Raw genomic sequence first — 22312 nt, 5'->3', positions numbered from 1 at the left:
TTCTATGGTAACAGGGCAAAGCCCTTGAGCGGGGGTTACGCCAAGGGCTCCTCGCTCAATTCGCAATGGTCGCCCCGGCCCATCCGGGCTGAATGCCCGCTTGCGCATTGGGGTGCTCCGGCCCGTCATCGGCCGCTGGCCGCGCTCCCTACGCACCCCCTGGACCCCGCCAAAGGGCTGCGCCCTCTGAACGCCCATCGCCGCTTACGCGGGGAAATCTGCCCTGTCCTTCCCGCCCCTTCTCCTAAAAAATCGCTTCTACGAACGCCTGTGCGTCGAACGGCTCCAAATCATCCAGTTTCTCGCCCACGCCGATGTAGCGCACCGGCAGACCCATCTCGCTGCGGATCGCGATGGCGATGCCGCCCTTCGCGGTGCCGTCCAGCTTTGTCAGCACGATGCCGTCAAGATCCGCCACTTCCTTGAATACCTGCGCCTGCGCAAGCCCGTTCTGCCCGGTCGTCGCGTCGATCACCAGCAGCGACTTGATCTGGGCCTCCGGATACTCCCGTGCCGCCACGCGCGAAATCTTGCGGAGCTCTTCCATCAGGTGCGCCTTGTTGTGCAGCCGCCCCGCCGTGTCCACGATCAGCACGTCCGCGCCCCGCGCCTTCGCCGCTTGGATGCCGTCGAACACCACCGCCGCCGGGTCCGCCCCTTCCTTCTGCTTGACGATCGACACGCCCGCGCGCTCCGCCCAGATCGTCAGCTGGTCCGCCGCCGCCGCGCGGAAGGTGTCGCCCGCGCACAGTACCACGCGCCGCCCCACCGTCTTCATCCGCATGGCCAGCTTGCCGATCGAGGTGGTCTTGCCCACCCCGTTCACCCCGATCACCAGCAAGATCATCGGCGAAGCCAGCTTCATCGGCTCGCTGCCCATCACCTGCGCGAGAATCGTGCGCAGCGCCGAGCGCGCCTCCTCCGGGTCTCCGATCTTCTCGTCCTGGCATTGGGTGCGCAGCTGAGCGACCACCTTCTCCGTCGTCTTGACGCCCACGTCGGCCATGATTAAGATGTCGGTCAGGTCCTCGTAGAACTCGTCGTCGAGCGGCTTATACGGGCCCTTGGGCGGCTTATGGCTTTCCACCAACTCATCCATCCTGCCCGAGGCGCTGTCGCGCGCCGTGAACAGGTCTTTGAGCTTGTCAAACAGTCCCATCCGTCACCATCCTCCTTCCAGTCCGGTAAGCGCCGCTTCGTCCATCAGCGACCAGGTCAACGGCGTCAGCGCGGCATAGCCCGCCCGGACGAGCGCCTCGTCGCTGCCGGGCACCTCCTCGGCCTCCTCGGGCCAGGAGTTCAGCCAGTAGTGATCGCGCCCGAACGGCGAGGTCAGCTTCTCATAGCCGTTCACATAGCGCTTGCGCGACAGCTGCGCCGGGCGTACGCCCTTGACCTCGTCGAACGGCAGCGCGGGCACGTTCAGATTATACAGATGCGCCCGGTCGAGGCCGCGCGATTCCATATCCGCGATCACCCGACACGCCCACCGGGCCGCGTCGGCCACATATTCCATCTTGCGCTTCGAGCACAGCGATACCGCCAGCGCCGCGTGGTCCAGCACCAGCGCCTCCATTGCCGCCGCCACCGTGCCCGAGTACAGCGTGTCGGTGCCCAGATTCGGGCCGTGGTTGATGCCCGATACCACCAGGTCGATCGGCCCTTCCGCGAGGTTTAGCAGCCCCAGCCGTACGCAGTCGACCGGCGTGCCGCTGATTGCCCAGGCATCGATGTCATCGTAGTCGACGCGCGCGGCGTACAGCGGGTCGCGCATCGTGAGCGCGTGCCCGGATGCGCTTCGCTCGCGGTCGGGCGCGCAGACGGTCACGCGGTGCCCGGCGCTCCTGCAAGCCTCCGCCAGCGCGCGCAGGCCGGCGGCGTGGATGCCGTCGTCGTTTGAGAGTAAGATGTGCATGATGGGGTCCTTTCTATCCTCCCGTGCCGGCGGGGATGCCGGCAGGGGGACGCTGTTTTACGGATCGGGTACGGACTCGGCCCTGCGGGCCATCGGGGCAGGCGCGTCACATCGCCTGCGCCTCGCTCAGGCGCACCGACACCATCCTGGATACGCCCTTTTCCTCCATCGCCACGCCGTAGAGCGCGTCGCAGCGCTCCATGGTGCCCTTGCGGTGGGTGACGATGACGAACTGCGTCTTGCGCGAATACGCCTTCAAAAATTCCGCGTAGTTGTCAATGTTGGCGTCGTCGAGCGCGGCCTCGATTTCATCGAGGAAGCAGAACGGGGTGGGCTTGAGCCGCAGCATCGCGAACAGGATCGCGATCGCGGTCAGCGCGCGCTCGCCGCCCGACAGCAGCGACAGCATCGTAAGCTTCTTGCCCGGCGGCTGCGCCACTACGTCGATGCCGCAGCCCAGCGCGTCCTTGGGATCGGCCAGCCGCAACTCGGCCTGCCCGCCGCCGAACAGCTCGACGAAGGTCTGCTGGAAGTTATCGTTGAGCTTATAGAACTCGGCCTTGAACTGCGCCTCCATCCGTCGGCTCAAATCCTCGATGATGCCGTTCAGATCGAGCTCGGCCTTGATCAGGTCGTCGCGCTGCGTGTTCAGCTCGCCGAACCGCTCGACCGTCTCCCGGTACTCGTCGACCGCGGCCACGTTGACCGAGCCCATCGATTTGATCCGCGCGCGGATCTCCGCGATGCGCTTCTCCGATTCACCCAGCTTGAACCCCTCGTCGCGGAAGGCCGACGCGCCCTCGTAGCTCAGCTCGTAATCCTCCCACACCCGGTCGGTCAGCCCCTTGAGCTCGCCCTCGACCCGGCTCAATTGCAGTTCGCCCCGGTGGCTGCGATCGGTCAGCTCGTCGATGCGCGCGCGCACCCGGTCGAGCCCGTCGCCCGCCTGCTTGAGCGCGGCCTGCGCGCCGGTGCGCTGCTCCTCGATCGCCTGGAACCGGGCGCGGCGCCCGTTAAGCTCCGCCCTGAACTGGGCGAGGCCGCGCTCGTCCTCCTTGAGCTGCGCCTGATCGCGCTTAAACGCCAACCGCGCGGCCTCGAGCGCCTGCTCGCTGTCCATCAGCAGCTGCGCGGTGTCGCTCTTCTGGCGGCTCAGCCGCGCCTGATCGGCCATCTGCGCGTTCAGATCGCGCTCGCAGGCGGTCAGCTTCACCCGCCCGTCGGCGACCGCGCCGGACAGCCCGGCCACATCCGAGCGCAATTGCACGACCATGCGCGACAGCTCGACCGCCTGATCCTTCTGCGAGGCGTTCGCCTGCGATTCGCCCTCGGACCGGCCCTTAAGCGAGGACAGCTGATCCTCGACCGACTGGAGCTGCGCTTCGAGCTGCTCGCGCGCCTCGAGCGAGCGCTGCGCGCGGCCCTCGTGCGCGGAAAGCTCGCCCTGCGCGGCGGCGAGATGCGCCTCCTCGCGTGCGCAGGCGATCTCCTGCTGGTGCAGCCGCTCGAACAGCTCCGCGCGCTCGCGCTTGAGCTCGGCGCGCGCCTCGTCCTGCGCCTGCGCCTCCTCGCGCGTGGTCAGCAGTTCGACCTCGAGCCGCTGAAGTTGCTCGCGGTGTTCGCCGACCTCGCGCTCGCGCGAGAGCAGGCTGGTCACGCGCGACTGCACGCTGCCGCCGGTCATCGAGCCGCCGGGGTTCATCACGTCGCCCTCGAGCGTCACCAGCCGGAACGCGTGCCGGCCGGCGCGCATGATCGCGATGCCGCCCTTGAGGTCCTCGGCGATCACGGTGCGGCCCAGCAGGTTGTCCACCACGCCGCGGTACCTCTCGTCGCAGCCGATCAGCTCCGACGCCAGCCCCAGGCAGCCCGGCATCGTCAGCAGACGCCGCTCCTGGCCGTCGAGCAGCCGCCCGCGGATCGCCGACAGCGGCAGGAAGGTGGCGCGCCCGAGCCTGCCCGCCTTGAGGTATTCGATCAGCCGGGCCGCGTCTTCCTCGCGCTCGACGACGATGTGCTGCAGCGCGCCGCCCAGCGCCACGTCGATCGCGCGCTCGAGTCGCCTGGGCACCTGGATCAGCGAGGCCACGACGCCGTGTACGCCGCTGGACCCTGTGCGCCGCGCCTGCATCAGCACGTTCTTGACCGAGAACTGATAGCCCTCGTAGTCGCGCTGCATCTCCTCGAGCACCTTGAGCCGCGACGCCACATCCTGCCGCGCCCCGGTCAGCTGCGCCAGCCGTTCGTTCAGCTCCTCGCCGCGCTCGGCCAGCGCCTTGACGCGCTCCACCGCGTTCGCCGACAGCTGGTCGAGCTCGTCCTTGGCCGCGCGCTCCTCGGCCAGTCTTTCCTCGGCTTTCAGCACCGCGCGCAGCAGCAGCTCGCCCTGGTCGCCGCCCAGCGCCTCCTCGCGCGCCATCGACTCGATGCGGCTCATCAGCGCGTCGCGCATCGCGTCGAGCCGCGCCTGCTCGCTCTTGACGTCGCTCAACCGGTTCATCGTGTCGATGACCGCGGCCTTGAGCCGCTCGGACTCCTCCTCGCGCAGCGCAAGCGTCTGCTCGCGCGCGCGCAGTTCCTGCTCGGCCTGCGCCTGGGTGAGCTTGAGCGCGGCCAACCGCGCGCGGCCCGCCTCGATCTCGGCGGCCAGCTTGGAAAGCTGCGCCTCGATGCCGCCGCCGCCGCTGCGGGCCGCGGCCAGGTCGCCCTCGATGCGCGCCCGGTCGCGCTCGGTGGCCGCCATGCGCTCGCGGAGCACCGACGCCGCGCCCTCGCGCGCCTCCACCTCGCGGATCAGCCGCTGCACCTGCTCGCGCGCCTCGGCGGCGTCGGCCTCGAAGCCGGACAGCGCCGCCTGCTCGTCGTCGCGCCGCTGTCCCAGCATAAGCTTCTCGGCCTCGGCCTCCTCGAGCGCCGCGCTCGTCGCCTGCTGGGCGCAGGTCAGCTCCTCGATGCGCGCGCCGTAGCGCTCGGTGCGCACGAGGAACGCGTTGAGCTCAAGCCCCTTGAGTTCCTCGCGCAGCGCGAGGTACTCGCGCGCCGTCTCGCTCTGCGCGCGCAGCGGCTCCACGCGCGCTTCGAGCTCGCTCAGGATGTCTTCCACCCGGGTCAGGTTCAGCCGGGTGTTCTCCATGCGCTTCTGCGCCTCGGCGCGGCGCGCCTTGTATTTGACGATGCCGGCCGCCTCCTCGAAGATCTGGCGGCGGTCTTCCGACTTGACCGACAGGATCTCGTCGATGCGGCCCTGGCCGATCAACGAATAGCCCTCCTTGCCGATGCCGGTGTCGCGGAACAGCTCGACCACGTCGCGTAGGCGGCAGGGCGTCTTGTTGATCGCGTACTCGCTCTCGCCGCTGCGGTACACGCGCCGCGACACGCCCACCTCGCCAAAATCCAGCGGCAGCGCGCGGTCTTCGTTGTCAAATATCAGCACGACTTCGCAAAACGACAAGCGGCGGCGCTTTTCGGTACCGCCAAAAATGACATCCTCCATCTTGCCGCCGCGCAACGTCTTGGCGCTTTGTTCGCCGAGCACCCAGCGCACCGCGTCGGAGATGTTGGACTTTCCGCAGCCGTTGGGCCCCACGATGCCGGTGATGCCGTGCTCGAAGGTGATCTCCGTCCGGTCCGCGAACGATTTGAAGCCTTGGATTTCCAGTTTCTTTAACCGCAACGATGGAACCTCGTTCCTGTCCCCGAGGGAGTCTCATACGCAAGCCCCGGGAGGCTTGGAGGGCAGAGGCCCTCCATGTCCAATCATAGGTACCGGCTCTGCCGGTGCCTGTGAATTTTTCCCGGGGGCGCGCTTGCCCGCCCGACGAAAAATCAATCCTGATAGCCAAATTGCGCCCGACTCAATTCGCAATGGTCGCCCCACGCCCTTGGCGTGGCTGCTCGCGTGATACCCTCCGGCATCGCGTACTCATTGCTCTGGCGCCCTCCCGCGGGATTTTCAGCAATCCGGCCCCGGTTCCCCATTCCCCCGCATACGGCCGCAGCCCGATGCGAGGGAGCGCAGCGCGTCAATAGCCGCCTGCTGTTGCGCGGCGCGCTTGCTCTGGCCGCTGCCCTCGCCGATCACCTCGCCCTTAAGCAGCGCGCGCACGCGGAACACCGGCTGGTGCGCGGGGCCGCCCTGCTCGATCAATTCATACTCGGGCGAGGGGTCGCCCCGGTGCTGCAGCACCTCCTGCAGCCGCGACTTGGCGTCCAGCGCGTCGGGGTTGCCCTCGTCGGGCAGGTGCGCCTCCAGCATCCTGCCCACCAGCGCGAAGGCCGCGTCCATGCCGCCGTCCAGGTAGACCGCGGCCAGCACCGCCTCGCACACGTCCGACAAAATGGACGGCTTGTCCGCGCCGCCCGATTTTTCCTCGCCCGCCGACAATCTGATCAACGGCCCGACCGCCCACGCGCGCGCCACCTCGCCGAGCGTCTCCTCACGCACCAGCGCCGACCTCAGCCGCGTCAGATGCCCCTCGCCGAGCGCGGGGTAGCGCTCGTACAAGATACGGCTGGCCGACAGTTCGAGCACCGCGTCGCCCAAGAACTCCAGCCTCTGGTAGCTCGTGACGTTGTGATCGCCGCCGTAGGACGGGTGCGTCAGCGCGGTTTCCAGTAGCGCCCGGTCCCGGAAGGTGTAGCCGAGTTCGGCCTCGAGCGCCGCATAGCGGGACCGCTCGCGCTTCATCGATTGGCGGCGTGCTTCTCGAGGTAGTCCACGACGTCGCCCACCGTCCGGATCGTCGTCAGCGCGTCGTCCTCGACCACGATGTCAAACTCGCTCTCGAGGTCCATAATCAGGATCATGATGTTGGCGGAGTCCGCGCCCAGATCCTCGAGCAGGCGCGATTCGCGCTTTATCTTGTCGGCCTTGACCGGCAATTGGTTGGTGATCAGATTGACGACTTTTTCGTACACGGGTACTTCCTCCTCACAGGTTATCCTGGGTCATCCCTGCGACGCCCTCGGCGATCAGGTTTACCACATCCCCCATGATGATCGTGCGCGCCTGGCGTAAGGCGTTCATCATGGCGGTGGCGCTTGAACTGCCGTGCGCCTTAATCACCGCGCCTTGCAGGCCAAGCAGCGGCGCGCCGCCGTATTCCTCGTAACTCATCTTATCCTTGAAGGCGCGGAGCGTGGGCCCCAGCAGCAGCGCGCCCAGCTTGGCGCGCGCGCTCGACATCATCTCATCCTTGAGCATGCCCATCAGCGCCGACGACAAGCCCTCGGTATACTTGAGCAGCAAGTTGCCGTCGAAGCCGTCGGCCACCACCACGTCGCATGCGCCGAGCGGCACGTCGCGCGCCTCGACGTTGCCGCCGAAGCGGTAGACCTGCTGCGCGGACATCAGCTGATGGGCGTCTTTCGACAGCCGGTTGCCCTTCTCGGTCTCCGTGCCGATGTTGACCAGCCGCACGTCGGGCGATTCGACGCCCATCACGCGATTCATGTAGATCGAGCCCATCAGCCCGAACAGCGCCAGCACGCGCGGCAGGCAGTCGACGTTCGCGCCGCAGTCCAGCAGCAGGAACGGCTTCTTTCTGCCGGGTATGACCACGGCCAGCGCGGGGCGCTCGATGCCCGGGATGCGCCCGACGCGCAGGATGCCCCCCGCCAGCAGCGCGCCGGTCGAGCCGGCCGAAACCACGGCGTCGGCGCGGCCCTCCTTGACGGCCAGCATGGCCTTGACCATCGAAGAATTCACCTTGCGGCGGACCGCGTCGGTCGGCGAATCGTGCATGCCGATGACCTCCGGCGCGTCCACGACCTCGATCCGCTCGGCCACATCGCTTGCCGTCGCCAGCAACTCCTCGATCCGCGATGCGGGGCCGTAGAGCTGTACGCGCAAATCGGGAAAGCGCTTGAGCGCGAGGATCGCGCCCTGAACCGGCGCTTCCGGCGCGTGATCGCCCCCCATCGCGTCCACCGCGACCACGTATTCGGCCATCCGCTTCAGCCTCCTTTAAAAAACCGGCCCGACTGCCGATCAATTGATTATAGCAAAAAAACGCGGCGAAGGCAACAGGCGAACGGCGGTTTTACGGATCGGGGGAGCGGGGCTACGTTGGCGCCCGCCCGGCGGCGCAGGCCGTCGGCATCGGGCGCGCGGCGTTCAGTTTTCCGGCAAACCGCCGCGAAAGCGGGGCAAACGAACCATGAGCCGCTAAGGGCCTCCTAACCTACGGGAAGCTCCCTGCCCGCGCCCAGCAGGCACAGCAGCACTTCCTTAACCGGGATACCGGTGATGCGTTCGAGCGCACGGCGGTAGAGCGTAAGCTGCGCGCCGTAGCGCTTACTCATCGCGTCTTCATCGTCCAGCCGGTCGGTCTTGTAGTCGAGCAGCACCCACGCGCCGTCCTCGAGGAAACAGCAGTCCACCACGCCCTGCACCATCAGCTCGGCGTCGGAATCGACGAGCAGCGCCTCGCGCGCCGCCATCCGCAGGTTGAACGGCCATTCGCGGCGCACGGTCTCGGCCGCGAGCAGCCGCCGGCCAAGTTCCCGCCCGAAGAACCGGGCAATCGGTTCGGGGTCAACCGCCTCCCGCAGCACGCCGCGCTTTTCAAGCGCCTTCAATTGCCCGGTCAATTCGGCGCGTAACAAAGCGCCCTGCCGTGCCGCCAGCGCGCGCAGGTCGAGCGCGCTCATCGCCGCGTGGATCAGCGTGCCGCGCTCAAGCGCCGTGGCGTGCTCGCCGCTCAAAAAGCGCGGACGCCTAACCATCGGCGGCGCTTCGTGCGCGCCCTCGAGCGAACGCGAAAGCCCCGACACCGTCAGTTTGACCGGCAGGAACGCCTCGCCCTCGTGCGGGTAGCGCCACGAAAGCGCGTCGATCGCCGAGCGCACCTCGGCGGGCGTCGGCGGCGATTCCGCCTCATGCGCCCGGGCGGGACCCTCGGGGCGCACGCCCTCATGCCAAGTCACCTGAATCTCGGGCGCTTCGCCCATCTCCGGCAATGCGGGCACGATCATGTCGAGGAAGCTCTGCGGCGCAATCGGCGCGCGCCGGGCAGCCTCCCACCTGCGCCGCGCGGCGCCTAACGCGTCCTGGCTGCCCACCAGGATCAGCCGGTGCTGCGCGCGGGTGAGCAGCACGTACAGAATGCGCTTTTCCTCCTCGAGCGATTCGCGCTCGCCCGCCAGGCGAATCGCCCGCCGCGCGATGGTCTCGCGCCGGGTGGCGAGTGTCGGGTCGTGATGGTACAGCCCCGCGCCCAGCTGCCGGTGGGTCTTCAGCTCGCCCGCGTTCTGCCGGGCGCTGAGCGATCGGCCCAACTGGATTGCCAGCACGATCGGGAACTCGAGTCCCTTCGACTTGTGCGCGGTCATCAGCCGCACCACGTCGTCGCCCGCGCCCAGCGCGTGCGCGGCGGACAGGTCGCCGCCGGTGGCCGCCACCTCGGCCACATAGGACAGAAAGCCGGTCAGTCCGCCGCCCTGCGCCGCCTCGAAGTCGCTGGCATAGGCGCACAGCAGGTCGAGGTTGCCCTGGCGCGCAGCCCCGCCCGGCATGGCCCCGGCGTAGGCGTAGAACCCGGTCTCGCGCAGCAGCAGGTCCACGAACTCGCCGAGCGGCAGCGCACGGCTGAGCGCGCGCCAGCGGTCGAGGTCTTCTTCGAGCGCGCGCAGCTTGGCCGCCGTCTCGTCGCCGCGCGGCAGATACTCGATCATCGCGTCGCGGAACGAACCCTCGGGCCGGGCCGCGCGCACCTGGGCAAGCTCGGTGCTGGTGAGGCCCCCGATCGGCGAGCGCAGTACCGCGAGCAAGGGGTAGTCGCGCCGGCGGTTTTCGATGAGCTCGAGCAGCGAGAGCATGATGCGCACCTCGAGCGCGTCGAAATAGCCGCCGTCCACGTCGGCGTAGGCCGGGATGCCGGCCTCGCGCAGCATGCGCTCGCAGGCGGCGAGCGCCGAGCGGGTACGCGCGATCACCGCGATGTCGCGCGGGCGGACCGGGCGGCGAGCGTCCCCGGCGGGCAGTGTCTCCAGGAGCAGCGCGCGGATGCGCGCCGCGACCAGCGCCCCCTCGCGCTCGGCCTTGGAAAGTTCGGCCCGCTCGCTGTCTTCCTTCGAGTCCGGCGCGATCAGGTGCAGCTCGATCGGCGGCTCCGCGTCCGCGAACGCCGCGCCGGGGCGCAGCCGCGCCGCGTCGTCGTAGGGCGTCTCGGCGTCCGGGCCCGACATGGCGCGCTCGAATACCCGGTTGACCAGCGCGAGGATGCCCGGCCGCGAGCGGAAGTTGTGCGAAAGCGCGATCAGCCGCCCGCCCGCGCCCTTTCCGTAGCGGTGATATTTCTCGATGAACAGCGTGGGCTCGGCCTGACGGAAGCGGTAGATCGACTGCTTGACGTCGCCCACCATGAACAGGTTGCCCTCGCGCGCGACCTTGACGATCAGCGCCTCCTGCAGGTCGCTCACGTCCTGGTACTCGTCGACGAATACGTGGGAGAAGCGCGCGCGGATGGCCTCGCCCACGCCCGGATCGCCCAGCGCGCGCAGCGCGGCGTGCTCCAGATCGCTGAACGACAGCGCGGAGCGGTCGGCCTCGAGCGTTTGAAGCCGCTCGCCGAAGTCCAGCGTCAGCGCGCGCAGCGCCTCGAGCGCGTCGAGGCTGAGCCGCATGTCCTCGAGCGCGGATTCGAGCTCGGGCAGCAGCGCCTGGGCGCGTTCAATCGAGGCCTTGGCGTCCTTGCGCAGCGCCTTGACCTGCTCGCCCAGCGCGCGGCGCGCCTCGGCGTCGGGGTCATCCTCCTTGACGCGCAGCGGCGCGATCCGGGTTTGTTCGTATTCCATAAGCGCCCGGCGCAGCGCCTCGTAGTCAAGGCCGGGCAGCGCGGCGATCGCGCGGAGGTCGTCCTCGAGCGCCGGCGCGTAGACGCGCGGCCCGAGCGGCGACGCGGAAAGCTCAAGCGCGTACCCGATCAGCCCCTCGGCCTCGTCGAGCGCGACGCGCGCGCCCCCCAGCAGTTCATCGGCCCACAGCCGCGCGTCGCCCGCAGGCCAGGCGCGGCAGGCGTCGTCAAGCCACCGCTCCGGGTCGGGGCGCTCCTGGGCGAAGTGATAGAGATGTGCGATCATCGCGCCCAGCTGCTTGATGTCGCGCCCGAAATCGAGCGCGGCCACCAACTCGGGCCGTTCCTCGCAGGCGCGCTCGAGCGTTTCAGACAAGGCGCGCGCCTCGAGCTGGCGGGCCTCGGCGTCGTCGAGCACGCGAAAGCTGGGATCGACGAGCGCCGCCTCGAAGTGGGCGCGCAGCACGTCGATGCAAAATGCGTGGATCGTGGACACGCTGGCGCGCTCCACCCGCTCGAGCTGACGGCGGCAGCACGCGCTCGACGCCGCGCGCTCGTGTAGCGCGCCTGTCAGCCGCGCCTTCATTTCGGCGGCGGCGGCGCGCGAAAAGGTGATAATCAGCATCTGATCGACGTTCGCGCCCTCTTCGATCAGCGCCAGCACGCGCTCGACCAACACGCTGGTCTTGCCCGATCCGGCGGCGGCGGACAGCAGCAGGTTCTCGCCGCGCGCCTTGATCGCCCTTTGCTGGTCCGGCGTCCAGGGCATCGCTAGAACACCTGCTTGGGCATGCGTGCGTACAACGCGCGCACCTCGTCGACCGCCCGCATGGCCTCGGACGCGCCCGCGGCTTGCAGGGAGCAGGCGGCCGCGGCGATGCCGTCCGCGATCGCCTGGCGCAGATTGTCGCCCTTGTAGGCCGCGTGCAGCACGCCCGCGCAGAAGGCGTCGCCCGCGCCCACGGTGCCCACGATGAAGCCGTCGGGCAGGCGGAGGCTGGGCAATGCGACGTAGTCGCCGCGTTCGTCCAGGCCGAAGCCGCCCTCGGGCGCGTGGATGACCGCCCAGCGCTTGACGCCCATGGCCTTGAGGCGGCCCAGCACCTCAGGGACGCGGTCTATGAGCAAATGGTCGTTTTCATCGCGCAACTCGATGCCGACCGTGCGGCCCGACTCAATCTCGTTGACGATGAAGTAATCGGCGTACTTGAGCGCGGGCGGCACGAGCGTGGCGTAGCGGTCGCCGACCTCGCTGACCACATCGACCGAGGTCAAGATGCCGCGCGCCTGCACGTCGTGCAGGAGGCGCGCCATGCGCGTGCCGTATTCGGGATCGGGCGCGTCGAGCGCGTCGAGCAGCAGGATGTAGCCGACGTGGAACAGATCGCAGTCGAGGCGCTCGACGTCGACGTGCTGGCGGTCGAACGTACCATTCGCGCCGGCGTAGAAGAGAAACGAGCGCACGCGTGAGTCCTGCTCGGTGAGCACGTCGGTGAACGAGGTCTGGCCCTGGCGCAGCACCATGGAGGTATCGATGTTTCGGTAAGCGGCGAGTTGGCGGAGCACCTCGTCGCCCTCGCCGTCCTCACCGATCATGCCGATCAGCTTAACCGGCATGTCGGGGTCGAGCGCCGCCAGGTCGCGCCCGGTGTTGTTGACCGCGCCGCCGAGCGCGAAGGATTTTTGCTCGATGCGCACCAGCCCATGCCGTTCCGGAAAGCGGCTGATGATCTTGATGATGTCCAGTACCATATTGCCCGCTACCGCAATGCCCTTGCCCATGGTCTATCTTCCTCCGAATCCATTCATTCGATATGATTTTACAATGTTTTGCCGCTTCGCGCAAGTCCCCTTCCCGCGCGAGCCGTGGTTCGAACTTCAACACGAGCGAGCCGCGCTGATACGAGGTCATGTTGCGCCCCCAGTTGGTTGGCGGTGATCCATAAAAACGCGTCGCCCCGGCGCTCGAACCCCTGCTTCGAAATGGCGAAGGGGGGGTGGCGTCGCCCGAAGAAAGCACTGGGCATCCATTGCAGAGAAATTTTGTAACGCCTCTTGTGCGCGAAGGGATTTCACGCGCTTGTCCGACTACCTCTATGAATTTTCCCAAGGGATGAAAGGAGATGGTCGTATTGAGAGAAGTTCTGGCCGCGCGCCATATTGAGAAGCGCTTTGGCGCGTTTGTGGCGCTCGACGATGTAGATTTTGTTTTGGAGGAAGGGGAGGTTTGCGGCCTGATCGGTGAAAACGGCGCCGGGAAGACGACGCTGTTGCGCGTACTGCTCGGCTTGATGAAGCCGACAACCGGCGCTGTGACGCGCTACACCGCGAAATCATATGTGGGCTACATGCCGCAATGCTGCCGCTTCGATGGACGTCTGAATGTCGAACTGACGATTCGCTTTTTTTCTTGTATTCGGAAGACTTCGCCGGAACAAAGCCTTGCGCTTTGTGGTACACTAGCGCTGGAACGCAGCAAACCGGTCGGGATGTTGTCGCCGGGCCAGCAGAAGAAGCTGCAGATGATCCTGGCGATGATGGGCGATCCGGAGATGTATGTCCTCGACGAGCCGACCGCAGGGCTCGATCCCGGCGCTGCAAGGGAGATGGGCGAGATCATTCGCGATCTGAAGTCCCGTAGAAAGAGCGTTCTCATTTCCTCCCACATCCTGCAGGACATGAACGACACCTGTACGGAAGTGGCAATCCTGAGCCGTGGGAAGCTCCGCTGTCATGAACGGCTTGCGAGCAGTTATTGGATCAAAACCTCGCCGGTTTCTCGGCTGGCGATGTCCGAGCTTGGCGATATGTTTCCGGTAACTGCCAACGAAACAGGCACCGTTTTGCACATGCGATCGGACGATTCAAAGGTTCCGGACCTTGTCCGCGCGCTGGTAGCGCGGGAAGTGGATGTGCTGGAAGTATCCCCGGGCGGCATCCGGAACCTCGTTCAGGATGTACTGGGCTGGGAAGGAGGGGTTCCACATGCGGCAGACGCTGTATAGGCTCACAGTGCGCGAGGTGAAACGGGCGCTGAACGTGCGCTCGATCAGTATCTGGACGATCATGGCGGCTATGTGCGTCTACTTCTTTTTCGCTTCCGCCGGGTGGCACAAGTTGAGCACGGAGAACCGGCTGGACTTCATGTCGCTTTTCATACCGCAGCTGATCTTTGGCGCGTGGGCGGCGCTTACCGTATTCTATGACCTGATGAGCGCGGACCGGGAGCATAACGTGCTGGATATGTTGTTGACCTCCGGCGTGACGAAAAGCGAAGTCTTTATTTCCAAAACTCTAGCCGCGTGTGCCGCCGCGCTGTTCATGACGTTTCTCTATCTTCTGCCCGTCGCCGTGATCGTCGCCGGTATGACCGGAACGCTTGCTCATCTGGGCGCCATCCTCCGGTATGCGCTGCCGCTTTGGGGCTACATCATGGTGCATGCCTCGCTCGGCTTTCTGATCTCTGTGCTGGCGCGCTCGTCGAAAGCGGCGCTTATCTGGAGCATGGCGGCGGGCCTGTTCCTCATGCCGCGGTTCTATGTGATGCTGCTGGAGGCCGTTGGCGGGCTTGTGCATCTGGCGGACCGGACAATCGATGCCCTGAGCCTCCTCTCTCCGGGCGTTCTCATGAACGCGCTGGCGGATCCATCCGATGCGGCGAGGTTTCGTCAGGCGCTGATCGGATTTGCCGCGGGCAGCCTTGGGGCGCTGCTCATCGCTTTCCGATCGTTTCTCCGGCAGGACGAACTGAACTATGGCGGATAAAGGGGTGTTGAATCATGAAGAAATTGATGGCGGTTTCTCTCTTGCTTGTTCTTTCCATTTCGATGCCGCTCCTGCTGACTGGCTGCGAGGACGATACGGTCGCGAAGCACATCATCTCAAACGAGTCCTACGCTACCGCCGATGAGATCGAAACAGCCGTACAGCCGGAAACGCTAAAGGCAGGGAAGACTGTCTATGCAAGCATATCCTTCATCGAATCGCCCATTGGGATGAAGTATGCCGTGGAGTGGCTGCTTGACGGCCAACGGGTCTATGCCGAAGAGAAGGAAATGGTCACCGACAAGCGGGGGATCATCGTATATGAACTGCCGGGCGACAAGGCGGCCGCCGGTCAGCTGACACTGCGGGTTCTCTATAAAGACAAGCTCGTTTTCAGCAAAGAGCTGCCCATCAAGTAACCGCACGATTTGGCCCGGTCCCATGCGCTTCCAAGGACCATGTGATAAAAGAGGTGCCGATGGAAAACAGCGGCGAACGGTTTCTCACAATCTATCAGGCCTATGTGGACGAAATCTACGCATATCTGCTCTCTCGCAGCGGGCTGGAGCCGCAGACGGCGGAGGATTTGACGCAGGAGACATTTGTGGCGGTTTTTCAGGGATTGAACCGCTTTCGCGGGCTGTGTTCCGTGCGCACGTGGGTCTATCGGATTGCGAAAAACAAGCTCACGGACTTCTACCGGGGAAGGTATAAAAAGGCTATGGAATCCATGAGCCTTGACGACGAGCGCGCGGCGGACATTTCGGACGGGCAGGCGGACATGGACAGACTGCTTGCAAACCTTCATGAAAGCCGCCGGGTCGCGGACTCCATGCGCGCGCTCCCGGAGCACTACCGCCTGACGCTGGTGCTGAAGTACGTGGAGGAACTAAGCGTGAGAGAGATTGCGCGCCTTGCGCAAAAGAACGAAAAGAGCGTGGAGAACACGCTGCGGCGGGCGAAGGCCGCGTTCGCCAGGCGCTATCTCGCGCTCGATGAGGAGGACAGAGGGTATGAAGCGGACTGAGGACAGATGGTTCGGGGAAGCCCTGCGCGGTGCGGAGCGGGAGGCGCGGCTTTCCCAAGCGCAAAAGGAAAAGATGCTTGCCCGCGTCGTCAACACCTCCATGCCCGGCAAACCCCTTTGGCGGGAACGCGTGGAGAATCTGGTTGCGGTTTACCCGTGGCGCTTGGCGTTCGGCCTCTCCGCGATCCAGGCGGTGCTGGGGACGCTGATTTGGGGGACCAAGTACACGAGCCTTCTGATCGGCTTCATGATAGGGGGATAGTATGCGCGATTTTCTTGACGCCCTGAACCGTCCGGCCGACGCGTTCCGCAGGCAAAACCGGTCGCTGGCGTGGGGGCTTGTCGCCGCGACCATTCTGGCCATCACAGTTCTCGATCCGCTTCTGGGTTTATGGATCAACGGCTTTCAGAAAGCGGTTCTCAGCGCGGACACGCTCAGGCTCATCGTATCCGGCATCGCGAGCTACGCGGCGATGTGCGCGGGCCTGTACCTCGTCTGCCGGGCGCTGGGCAGCGCGACGCCGTTCAGGGTATTCTTGAACACATGGGGACTGACCTACCTTCCCACGCTTGCCTGCGCCATTGCGGTGGGCTTTGTGGAGAACCTTTTCTTCCTTTTCTGGGGGAACGCGCTGCTTGGCATGGCCGTCAATCATTTGTTCGGCGGGGTTCTGATCTGGAAAACCATACTCTATATCATTTTCCTTCGCGATGTGGCCGGCTTGCGAAAAACGCAATTGTGGGCGGCCTTTATCATGTGCGGCATGTTGGTGCTTATCCTGGCCTTCGCCGATATGGCTGTTGGACTGAAAACGCCCGTACTATAGGGACCGCTCTGCTAATCATGAGCCTGCCCTGCGCCGACTTGAATCACGGTGTCTCTCAATACCCTCGGTAGCTTCACAGCAGCCGAGAGGCTTTCTTTGACCACGCTGCCAGGTAATAACGAGATGGAAAAACCCGCCGAAGCGGGTCAGACCGCTGACAAAGTCAGCGTACTTGGTCGGCTGTGACGGAGTGAATTGAATGAAATAACGCAGCGGGGTGGGACAGGCGGGACGGGGGGAACGTTGGGGTTCCACCCCAAACCCCGCTCAAGGGCCTTGCCCTTGAATCCCATCAGTCGCCACGCGGGAACGGCCCTTCCCCTTCATCAATCCGCGTTCCGTATCGCCGCCAGCGAACTCAACCCCATCGCGCGCTGCGCAGGGTAGAGCCCCGACAGGATCGACACGCCCACGACGCCCGCCCAGGTGCCCAGCGACAGCGTGGGCGGGATCACCGAGGTCGAGCTGCCCTCCGTGAACAGCGCGGTGTTCGACATCACCGACGCCACCATCTGCTGCAGCCACTCCACATTGTTCAGCGCGTACGACAGAGCGTATGACAGCAACAGCCCCAGCCCGCCGCCGAACAGCCCGATGAACGCCGCCTCCGACAAAAACATCATCCGGATGTTGCCGAGCTTGCAGCCCAGCACCTTCATCACGCCGATCTCGCGCGTGCGCTCATAGATCGACATCATCATCGTGTTCGCGATCGACAGCGCCGCCACCGCCATCGATACCGCGCCGATAAAGCCCAGGAACCCCTGCACCGTCGCGATCTGGTCCTGCATCGACTTCACCCACATCAGCGGGTTGTCGGGCTGCACGCCCATCTCGGTCAGCTCCTTGACCACGGCCTCCACGTCGTCCACCGTCTTCGCCAGCACGTGAACCTGCTCATAGGTCTTATAGTCCGGCATGTCCATTTCCTTGAACAGCGCGCGATTGTCGCGCTGAAGCTTGCGCAGCCAGTTCAGATTGACCACCGCGTAGTAGCCAAACGTGTTGAAGTTGGGGTCGCGGTAGTCGGCCTTGATCGTGCCCACCATCTTGGCTTTGTAGTCCTTGGTGTATTTGATCGGGTCGCCCTTCGCGTCGGTCTTTTCGATGTCTTCCCAGCGCAACTGCAACGTGTAAGGCGCTTGCAGCCAGTTGACCTTGGGCAGCGGCAGTTCCTTTCCCTGCTCCATGTACGACCAGATGTCCACCGAGTCCCTGGGCTTCTTGGGGTTCTTGAACTCCATCATCATCGCCTCCGACAGGATGAACTCCATCTTGTCGAGCGAGCCGCTCAGGTGGCGGCCTTCCTTGAGCTTCACGAACTTTGCGAAGTCCTGCGGGCTGACCGCGACCAGCGGCACCGAGACTTCCAGCTTGCCGGTGCCGATCACGAACTCCATGCGCGACCAGACGTAGATCACCGGCGTGACCGCGGCCACCCCCGGAATGTGCCTGAACCGCGACACCACCTGGTCGTTGAGCTTGGTGATCCGGGGCCGCGCCGCGCCGCCGCTGTTGTCTCCTTCCACGTCGCGCCCGCCCCAGTGCGGGAACACCGTGATCTGGCGCAGGTTGGTCATCTCCTCGAGCTGCTTCATCTGCGTGGCCTGCGCGCCATAGCCGAGCGAGATCGTGACCACGATCGCCATCGTGCCGATCACCACGCCCAACATGGTCAGCGCCGAGCGCAGTTTGCGCCGGCGCAGGTTGTTGAGCGACCAGGCCAGGATGTCAATCCATCTCATCGTCTTCCAGTGCGCGCATGCGCTTGCGCCGCGCGCTTACCCCGATCATGATGATGATGAAGGCGACCAGCGCGCCCGCTCCCGCGTAGATCTGCCAGGGCAGCATGCCCAATATGGCCATCGTCGATGGCCTTTCCGGCTCCGGCGTCACCTCGGGGCCGCCGTATGGGTCGCCTTCGAGCTCCATGTCCATGGGGTCGGTCGAACTGGCGGCGAAGGTGATCGACTGCTTGTCCTGCGATTCCTTGCCGTCCACGGTCTCGTAGGTCACCACCAGGTCCACCTTGTACTCGCCCGCCTCGTGCGGGGTCATCTTGAGCTGGGCCACCTTCATGCCGCCCGGCTCCATCTTGCCGATGAAGTAGGACGTGCCGGGCGACAGCTTCGCGGGATCCTCGGGCACCGCGCGCACCGTGACGTTGTGCAGGTCGGTCTTACCCAGGTTGAACACGCCCATCTCCACTTCGTACTCGTCGTCGATTACGACCTCGCCCGTGGGCAACACCGGGGCGTCCAGCTGGATGCGCTGCACCTGCTCGACGTTGACCGTCGCCGACAGCGCCGCGGTCAGCGCGTCGAGCTTTTTGTCCTGGAAATCGACCGCCACGTCCAGCTTGACCGCGCTCATCTCCAGGTCGGGCTTGGCCTTGACGTGCAGCCGCACCGGGTAGTCGGCGCCGGCGTCGATGCGGTCGATGTATTCGATGTTCGCGCCCGACACCGGCTGCAGCGCGTCCTCCGCGCTGGTGTAGGTCAGCTGAAGGTTGCGCAGGTACATCTGCTCCGAGGTATTGGCCAGCGTCAGCACGATGTCGAACGCCTCGCCCGCCTTGGGCAGGGCCGGCTCGGTGTGCACCGCCTTAAGGATCAGCCGCGCCACCGGCAGTTGCTTGCCGCCGCCGCCGCCACCACCGCCGCCGCCGCCACCGCCCGACATCCGGGCCGCCTTGACCGGCAGCAGCGCGGTCAGCGTCTCGGCGCTCGGGTACAGCGCCTTGAGCGCGGGGACCTTGGACAGCGGCATCTGCAGGAAGTAGCTGCCCTTGGCGACGCCGCTCGCCACCGTGTGCGAGCCCAGCGCGAATACCAGCGTGCCGTCCTCGGCCTTGGTCAGAGCGCTCGCGGCCACCACGCCCGACTGGGTGAAGAACTTGCCTTCCTTCCGCTTCGCGTTCAGCGCTTGGCCCAGCAGGTCGAGCGTCATGCCCCCCTTGAGGTCGGACGCGGCGGCCGACAGCGTGTCCGCGTACTCCGACAGCGCGCTGGGCACATTGCCCGCGAGGATGGCGTCGAGATTTGTATTGACAAGGCTGTGGATGCGGCCGAAGTAGCCGTCGCCGAGCGCGTGGTGATCCAGGATCAGCGCGGTGATTAGCTGCGCCGCGGTGACCGACACCTCGGACGCCTGGCCCGCGTACAGCGTCTCGCCCTCGGACTTGGGCAGCGGGATCGTGCGGTGCCGCGGTTCGGGCGTGGGCTCGGGCGCGGGCGTGGGCTCGGGCAGCTCGGCGATCAGGTCGGAGGTCTTAAAATAGCCGGTCCGGCCGTCGTAGACGGCCTTCGACCACTTCTTGCCCGGATCGATCACCTCGACCATCTCGTGCTTGGGCACCTTGACCGCGCCCTTCGAGCTGGCCTTCTTGCCCTTGTACAGATAGGTATTCTTCTTGGTGTACATGGTCTTGCCCTCGACGGGCGGGGGCGTGGGCGTGGGCTCTTCCTGTTCCTTCGGGGTCGGCTCGGCATTTTCGACCGGCTCGGCCTGGGAGGCGGCCTCTGCTTGGGGGGCGGCCTCTGCCCATGCGAGGTGCGCGCTCAACGCGCCGATTGTGACCAGCGCGCACAGCACGAGCGCGAGGAATAACTTTTGTCTCTTCATAATCGCGAGGAACCTCCGGCAGTTTTTCAAATATCCCTATCGCCTGGCGTATGCCTCGGCCATCTCATCATCGGTCAATTCCACCACGCTGCCATCCTCGAGTGTGCGCACCAACGCGATCTCTTTCGGGTGTTCGTTGACCGAATCTTCGAGCACGCGCCCGTCGAGCAGCTTGATTACGCGGTCGGCGTACTGCGCCATTTCGGGGTCGTGCGTGACCATAATCAGCGTGGTCGAGCGCTCGCGGCAGATTAAGCGGATCAGCCGCAGCACCTCGCGCGAGGTCTTGAGGTCGAGGTTGCCCGTGGGCTCGTCGGCGAACAGGATCTTGGGCGCGGTCACGAGCGCGCGCGCAATGCCCACCCGCTGCTGCTGGCCGCCCGACATCTGGCTGGGTTTGTGGTTCATGTGTGATTTTAGACCCACCGCGCCCAGCATCTGGCGCGCCTTCTTCTGGCGGACCGGCCGCGAGATGCCCTTGTACATCAGCGGCATGGCCACGTTGTCGAGCGCCGTGTGCATGGCGAACAGGTTGAACGACTGGAACACGAAGCCCACGTTGCGCAGCCGGAAATCGACTAGCTCGCCCTCGCTCAGCCGCTCGATCTGCTTTCCCGCCACCCGGATACGGCCCTTGGTGGGCCGCTCGAGCCCGGCGATCATGTTGAGCAGCGTGCTCTTGCCCGAGCCCGATCGCCCGATGATGCAGCAAAACTCGCCCGGCTTGATCGAAAGCGACACGCCGTCGAGCGCCCGCAGTTTCGTCGAGCCGATGGCGTACACCTTGCTCACGTCGCTGAGTGCGATGACGCTCTCCAATGCCTCGGGCAAGTCGATCCCCCCTCATGACAGCTAACAACTCGGGATTGCATGAAAGTATACCATAATTTCGGCCCCATGCCAATTGTTTGACGCCTGAGGGAAAATAATGGTTGCACGCGGGGCGAGCGTTTAACCCACGCCAAACGGAACCGCGGCTGTGTGACCCGCGGGGGCCACCACCCCGCCTGCGGGCACCCCTCCCAGGAGGGGAATAGGCAGGTGACCATTCCCCTCCCAGGAGGGGTGGCGCGGAGCGACGGGGTGGTGAGCCTGTCGGCAGAACTCGAGAAAGCGGGTACGAGGACCTGGGTTGCGCCCCGCGGGGGCCACCACCCCGCCCGCGGGCACCCCTCCCAGGAGGGGTGGCGCGGAGCGACGGGGTGGTGAGCCTGTCGGCAGAACTCGAGAAAGCGGGTACGAAGACTTGGGCTACGCCCCGCGGGGGCCACCACCCCGCCTGCGGGCACCCCTCCCAGGAGGGGAATGGAGAGGGCCGCCCTGTTTGCCGCGTGCCCGCCCTCCAGCGGGAGGGAATGGGGAGGGTCGCAACCCTCCCCTCGCGATGCGCCCGCCCGACTCAATTCGCGATCGTCACCCCGGTCCTCCGGGGTCGGATGCGCGTGACCGGCTAGGCCCACTCGCGCCTGAGTACGCCCATCACCAGCAGGTCCTCGTACTTCCCGTCCCGGTACAGCGCCTCGCGCAGCCGGCCCTCGTGCCGAAGGCCCAGTTTCTCGTACATCCGGATCGCGCGCAGGTTGTCGGCGTGTACGTTGAGCCACAAGCGGTTGAGGTTCATCTGATTGAACGCGAAGCCGATCAGCAATTTCCCGGCCTCATAGCCGTAACCCTTGCCGATGTGCTCTTTTTTGAGCACGAACGCAAGCTCGGCCTTGCGCGCGACCGTGTCCACCATCATCAGGTTGCACTGGCCGAGGTAGGCAAGCGTATCGCGCTCGGCGATCACGAAGTTCGCGCCCGAGCCGCCGTCCAGGATGTTTTTCAAATACTGTTCGGTCTGCTCCATGGTATGCGGCTTCATGAACGTGCCGCTCAGGTGGCGCGTGATGTCCGCATCGCACACCCAACTGCGGATGTCCGTAAGATCTTCCCACCTAAACTCGCGCAGCGTCACGCGCTCGCCGATCACCCTGCCCATCTTCATACCTCCATCAGAATTGATTGCGCACATCCGCGCTCTTGCGCTTCTTGCCGCTGTCGTCCAGGTATTCGATCTCCAGCCGCTCAAAGTCGACCGCCTCGACGAAGTGCTCGGGCAAAAACGCCGTGCGCCGGAAGTCCCGCCACTCGCGCTCGTGCTTGTTCAGCCACATTGGCACGGGCAAATCGAGCACACCCAGCGCCCCCTCGAGCGCTTTGTGCGCCTCGCCCCACGCGCTGGGCACCGCCTCCTGCAGGTCAATCCTCTGCCGCCGAATCACGCGAACCCATAATCTGGCCATGCGGTCGCTCCTTTTTCTTGTCATTATAACACCGACCCGCGCGTGCGTCAAAACAAAGCCGGGCGCCGGGGATA

Annotated in this window: 19 protein-coding genes; 6 read left to right on the top strand and 13 right to left on the bottom strand. The window is 65.5% G+C overall.

The window, feature by feature from the left end:
* Positions 1–244: 244 nt before the first annotated feature.
* From ftsY to ACH6CV_RS07915, 8 genes are all read right to left on the bottom strand, one after another.
* Entirely contained in the window at positions 245–1159 is a 915-nt protein-coding gene (ftsY, locus tag ACH6CV_RS07950; RefSeq protein ID WP_456357645.1) for a signal recognition particle-docking protein FtsY, read from the bottom strand.
* Between the two features lie 3 nt (positions 1160–1162).
* On the bottom strand, positions 1163–1915 hold the full coding sequence (gene surE / locus ACH6CV_RS07945) for a 5'/3'-nucleotidase SurE (protein ID WP_456357644.1): 753 nt from the start codon (positions 1913–1915) through the stop codon (positions 1163–1165).
* Between the two features lie 106 nt (positions 1916–2021).
* Positions 2022–5588 (bottom strand): chromosome segregation protein SMC, encoded by a 3567-nt coding sequence (gene smc, locus ACH6CV_RS07940; RefSeq protein WP_456357643.1) that lies wholly within the window; start codon positions 5586–5588, stop codon positions 2022–2024.
* 279 nt (positions 5589–5867) lie between these two features.
* Entirely contained in the window at positions 5868–6602 is a 735-nt protein-coding gene (gene rnc, locus ACH6CV_RS07935; protein WP_456357642.1) for a ribonuclease III, read from the bottom strand.
* Positions 6599–6832, bottom strand: coding sequence for an acyl carrier protein (gene acpP / locus ACH6CV_RS07930; protein ID WP_456357641.1), 234 nt, complete (start codon positions 6830–6832; stop codon positions 6599–6601). Before acpP ends, rnc begins: the two co-directional genes overlap by 4 nt.
* A gap of 13 nt (positions 6833–6845) precedes the next feature.
* Positions 6846–7865 carry a phosphate acyltransferase PlsX gene (plsX, locus tag ACH6CV_RS07925; RefSeq protein ID WP_456357640.1) on the bottom strand — a complete coding sequence of 340 codons (1020 nt, stop codon included), beginning with the start codon at positions 7863–7865 and terminating at the stop codon, positions 6846–6848.
* Positions 7866–8092: 227 nt separating this feature from the next.
* Positions 8093–11479 carry a UvrD-helicase domain-containing protein gene (locus tag ACH6CV_RS07920; protein WP_456357639.1) on the bottom strand — a complete coding sequence of 1129 codons (3387 nt, stop codon included), beginning with the start codon at positions 11477–11479 and terminating at the stop codon, positions 8093–8095.
* Between the two features lie 2 nt (positions 11480–11481).
* Positions 11482–12492 (bottom strand): carbohydrate kinase family protein, encoded by a 1011-nt coding sequence (locus ACH6CV_RS07915; RefSeq protein WP_456357638.1) that lies wholly within the window; start codon positions 12490–12492, stop codon positions 11482–11484.
* 341 nt (positions 12493–12833) lie between these two features.
* Between ACH6CV_RS07915 and ACH6CV_RS07910 the strand changes: the two genes are divergently transcribed.
* The 6 genes from ACH6CV_RS07910 to ACH6CV_RS07885 are packed head-to-tail and all read left to right on the top strand — an operon-like array spanning position 12834 to position 16329.
* Positions 12834–13715, top strand: a complete 882-nt coding sequence (locus tag ACH6CV_RS07910; RefSeq protein WP_456357637.1) for an ABC transporter ATP-binding protein — start codon at positions 12834–12836, stop codon at positions 13713–13715.
* Positions 13696–14475, top strand: a complete 780-nt coding sequence (locus ACH6CV_RS07905; RefSeq protein WP_456357636.1) for an ABC transporter permease — start codon at positions 13696–13698, stop codon at positions 14473–14475. The genes ACH6CV_RS07910 and ACH6CV_RS07905 overlap by 20 nt, the downstream gene beginning before the upstream one ends.
* A 14-nt stretch (positions 14476–14489) precedes the next feature.
* Complete coding sequence (locus tag ACH6CV_RS07900) at positions 14490–14894, top strand: hypothetical protein (protein WP_456357635.1); 405 nt, start codon at positions 14490–14492, stop codon at positions 14892–14894.
* Between the two features lie 59 nt (positions 14895–14953).
* A complete protein-coding gene (locus ACH6CV_RS07895) occupies positions 14954–15502 on the top strand; it encodes an RNA polymerase sigma factor (RefSeq protein ID WP_456357634.1) in 549 nt (182 codons plus the stop codon).
* A complete protein-coding gene (locus ACH6CV_RS07890) occupies positions 15489–15764 on the top strand; it encodes a hypothetical protein (RefSeq protein WP_456357633.1) in 276 nt (91 codons plus the stop codon). The genes ACH6CV_RS07895 and ACH6CV_RS07890 overlap by 14 nt, the downstream gene beginning before the upstream one ends.
* Before the next feature lies 1 nt (position 15765).
* A complete protein-coding gene (locus tag ACH6CV_RS07885) occupies positions 15766–16329 on the top strand; it encodes a YIP1 family protein (RefSeq protein ID WP_456357632.1) in 564 nt (187 codons plus the stop codon).
* Positions 16330–16655: 326 nt separating this feature from the next.
* Here the strand turns inward: ACH6CV_RS07885 and ACH6CV_RS07880 are convergent, their stop codons facing one another.
* The 5 genes from ACH6CV_RS07880 to ACH6CV_RS07860 form a co-directional block, all read right to left on the bottom strand.
* Positions 16656–18074 (bottom strand): ABC transporter permease, encoded by a 1419-nt coding sequence (locus tag ACH6CV_RS07880; RefSeq protein WP_456357631.1) that lies wholly within the window; start codon positions 18072–18074, stop codon positions 16656–16658.
* Complete coding sequence (locus tag ACH6CV_RS07875; protein WP_456357630.1) at positions 18061–19953, bottom strand: hypothetical protein; 1893 nt, start codon at positions 19951–19953, stop codon at positions 18061–18063. Before ACH6CV_RS07875 ends, ACH6CV_RS07880 begins: the two co-directional genes overlap by 14 nt.
* Positions 19954–19989: 36 nt before the next feature.
* Positions 19990–20784, bottom strand: coding sequence for an ABC transporter ATP-binding protein (locus ACH6CV_RS07870; RefSeq protein ID WP_456357629.1), 795 nt, complete (start codon positions 20782–20784; stop codon positions 19990–19992).
* A 619-nt stretch (positions 20785–21403) separates the two neighbouring features.
* A complete protein-coding gene (locus ACH6CV_RS07865; protein ID WP_456357628.1) occupies positions 21404–21940 on the bottom strand; it encodes a GNAT family N-acetyltransferase in 537 nt (178 codons plus the stop codon).
* A 7-nt stretch (positions 21941–21947) separates the two neighbouring features.
* Positions 21948–22238, bottom strand: a complete 291-nt coding sequence (locus ACH6CV_RS07860) for a hypothetical protein (protein ID WP_456357627.1) — start codon at positions 22236–22238, stop codon at positions 21948–21950.
* Between the last annotated feature and the right edge of the window lie 74 nt (positions 22239–22312).

The sequence above is a fragment of the Anaerozeibacter quisquiliarum genome, assembly GCF_051162045.1.
GTDB classification, from domain to species: domain Bacteria; phylum Bacillota; class Clostridia; order Christensenellales; family Aristaeellaceae; genus Anaerozeibacter; species Anaerozeibacter quisquiliarum.
Note: the sequence above shows the minus strand (reverse complement) of the source record. Positions and strands in the feature narration are given on the sequence as shown.

Coding starts and splice junctions, on each gene's coding strand:
- ftsY (WP_456357645.1), bottom strand. CDS start 1,159: ATGGGACTGTTTGACAAGCTCAAAGACCTGTTCACGGCGCGCGACAGC.
- surE (WP_456357644.1), bottom strand. CDS start 1,915: ATGCACATCTTACTCTCAAACGACGACGGCATCCACGCCGCCGGCCTG.
- rnc (WP_456357642.1), bottom strand. CDS start 6,602: ATGAAGCGCGAGCGGTCCCGCTATGCGGCGCTCGAGGCCGAACTCGGC.
- plsX (WP_456357640.1), bottom strand. CDS start 7,865: ATGGCCGAATACGTGGTCGCGGTGGACGCGATGGGGGGCGATCACGCG.
- ACH6CV_RS07920 (WP_456357639.1), bottom strand. CDS start 11,479: ATGCCCTGGACGCCGGACCAGCAAAGGGCGATCAAGGCGCGCGGCGAG.
- ACH6CV_RS07915 (WP_456357638.1), bottom strand. CDS start 12,492: ATGGGCAAGGGCATTGCGGTAGCGGGCAATATGGTACTGGACATCATC.
- ACH6CV_RS07910 (WP_456357637.1), top strand. CDS start 12,834: ATGGTCGTATTGAGAGAAGTTCTGGCCGCGCGCCATATTGAGAAGCGC.
- ACH6CV_RS07905 (WP_456357636.1), top strand. CDS start 13,696: ATGCGGCAGACGCTGTATAGGCTCACAGTGCGCGAGGTGAAACGGGCG.
- ACH6CV_RS07900 (WP_456357635.1), top strand. CDS start 14,490: ATGAAGAAATTGATGGCGGTTTCTCTCTTGCTTGTTCTTTCCATTTCG.
- ACH6CV_RS07895 (WP_456357634.1), top strand. CDS start 14,954: ATGGAAAACAGCGGCGAACGGTTTCTCACAATCTATCAGGCCTATGTG.
- ACH6CV_RS07890 (WP_456357633.1), top strand. CDS start 15,489: ATGAAGCGGACTGAGGACAGATGGTTCGGGGAAGCCCTGCGCGGTGCG.
- ACH6CV_RS07885 (WP_456357632.1), top strand. CDS start 15,766: ATGCGCGATTTTCTTGACGCCCTGAACCGTCCGGCCGACGCGTTCCGC.
- ACH6CV_RS07880 (WP_456357631.1), bottom strand. CDS start 18,074: ATGAGATGGATTGACATCCTGGCCTGGTCGCTCAACAACCTGCGCCGG.
- ACH6CV_RS07875 (WP_456357630.1), bottom strand. CDS start 19,953: ATGAAGAGACAAAAGTTATTCCTCGCGCTCGTGCTGTGCGCGCTGGTC.
- ACH6CV_RS07865 (WP_456357628.1), bottom strand. CDS start 21,940: ATGAAGATGGGCAGGGTGATCGGCGAGCGCGTGACGCTGCGCGAGTTT.
- ACH6CV_RS07860 (WP_456357627.1), bottom strand. CDS start 22,238: ATGGCCAGATTATGGGTTCGCGTGATTCGGCGGCAGAGGATTGACCTG.